The organism is Collinsella sp. AF05-9, assembly GCF_003465595.1.
Taxonomy (GTDB): domain Bacteria; phylum Actinomycetota; class Coriobacteriia; order Coriobacteriales; family Coriobacteriaceae; genus Collinsella.
In genome coordinates this window covers 1-2,096 of sequence record NZ_QSBB01000065.1, presented here as the reverse complement: position 1 = coordinate 2,096, position 2,096 = coordinate 1, and the positions used below count along the sequence as shown (strand labels likewise).

Genomic DNA, 2,096 nt, shown 5'->3' with positions numbered 1-2,096 from the left:
TCTGATGACTTGAAGAAGGGGGAGGCCTCGCGGCCTCCCCCTTTTTTGCGTTTACGGGCAACATTCCTTATGCAATTAAATCAATTTAATCATCCACCGCTGAATATAGACGTTCACCGTTCTTTGGTCGGTTCTCTGTTCTCAATGGACTAATATTTGCTTTAGCGCACTGCTGCGCTTGTCCTGTTTTTACACGGGTCGTTTTATTGATTGTGACGGAAGGACTCACATGGCAGATGTTCATGAGCTGCTTGATACTTGGATTGCCAATGTCAAGGACGAGGAGCTCCTCGCTGAGCTTAACACGATGAAGGAGCAGGGTGATGAGGACGCCATCACCGATGCTTTCTTCCAGGATCTCGCCTTCGGTACTGCCGGCCTTCGCGGCACTATCGGTGCGGGCACTAACCGTATGAATATCTATACGGTCGGTCGTGCGACCCAGGGATTCGCTGACTACCTCAATGCGACCTTCGAGCATCCAACGGTTGCCATCGCTCGCGATAGCCGCAATAAAGGTGAGCTGTTCGTTAAGACGACGGCTGCCATTCTTGCAGCAAACGGCGTGACTGCCCTCGTTTATCCCAAGATTTCTCCTGTGCCGACGCTCTCCTGGGCCGTCCGTGATCTTAAGTGCTCCGGTGGCATTTGCATGACCGCTAGTCATAACCCGGCACCGTATAACGGCTATAAGGCCTATGGCCCCGACGGCTGCCAGATCACCAGCGAGGCCGCCGATGCAATTTCTAAGGCTATCGCCGAGACCGATACGTTCACCGGTGTGAAGTCCATGGACTTCGATGAGGCTCTTGAGCAGGGCCTGGTCAAATGGATCGATGACTCGTGCCTCGAGCGTTATTACGACGCCGTTCTCGCTCGCGGCGTTACGAATCTTTCTGCCGAGGAGATTGCCGGCGCACCGCTCAAGCTTGTCTATACGCCGCTGAATGGTACCGGCCTCATTCCCGTCACCACGGTGCTCGAGCGCGCTGGCATCACTGATGTCACGGTTGTTCCCGAGCAGAAGGAACCTAACGGCGATTTCCCGACCTGCCCGTATCCTAACCCCGAGATCCGACAGGCCATGCAGAAGGGCATCGATCTCTGCGAGCAGGTTCACCCCGATCTGCTGCTTGCGACCGATCCCGACGCCGACCGTGTTGGTGTTGCCGTTAAGAATGGCGATGACTATCTGCTGCTGACCGGTAACGAGATGGGCGTCCTGCTGCTCGACTATATTTGCAAGACCCGTGCCGCCCGCGGCGAGGACCTCACTAAGAAGGTCGCGGTTACTACCATTGTTTCTTCCGCCATGGTCGATGCTCTGGCCGAGGAATATGGCTTTGAGCTCCGTCGCTGCCTGACGGGCTTCAAGTACATCGGTGACATCATTACCTCGCTTTCCGATGCCGGTGAAGTCGATCGCTTTATCTTCGGTTTTGAGGAGAGCTACGGTTATCTGGCTGGTGATCACGTGCGCGACAAGGACGCCGTGAGCACTTCGCTGCTGATTTGCCAGATGGCGCAGTATTACAAGCTGCAGGGTAAGAACCTCGCCGACGCGATGCACGAGCTGTACGAGAAGTATGGCTACTACCACAATAAGACGATTTCGCTGAGCTATCCGGGTGCTGAGGGTGCGGCAAAGATGGCCGGCATCATGGCCGGTCTGCGCGAGAACCCGCCCGCGGAGCTCGCCGGTTCCAAGATTGAAGCCGTCGTGGACTACAACACCTGCGTGAACGGCCTGCCGAAGGCTAATGTCATTGAGTTCGATCTCGAGGGTGGCAACAAGGGTATCGTCCGTCCTTCCGGCACCGAGCCCAAGATCAAGCTGTATATCTTTGCCAAGGGCGCGGATGCCGCCGAAGCTGATGCAGCACTTGACGCGATTGAAGAGTCCGGTCGCAAGCTGCTGGCATAAGGTATTTAAGAGTCTATTACTGTAGATAGGCGAAAGAGGGGATCTCGGAAACGAGGTCCCCTCTTATATTTACCCAGCCAGCCGAGAGTCCTTATATGTGTAGGAAATGTGTACGCCCAGATTCCCGTCCCCGGCGCCCCTCCGGTCTGGCAATATATCTCCTTGCCGCGCG

1 protein-coding gene is annotated in these 2,096 nt (G+C 55.7%); it reads left to right on the top strand.

Going from position 1 to position 2,096, the window contains the following annotated elements; translation table 11 throughout:
* Positions 1 to 229: 229 nt before the first annotated feature.
* A complete protein-coding gene (locus tag DWV43_RS09895) occupies positions 230 to 1,924 on the top strand; it encodes a phospho-sugar mutase (RefSeq protein ID WP_055252695.1) in 1,695 nt (564 codons plus the stop codon).
* Positions 1,925 to 2,096 lie beyond the last annotated feature (172 nt).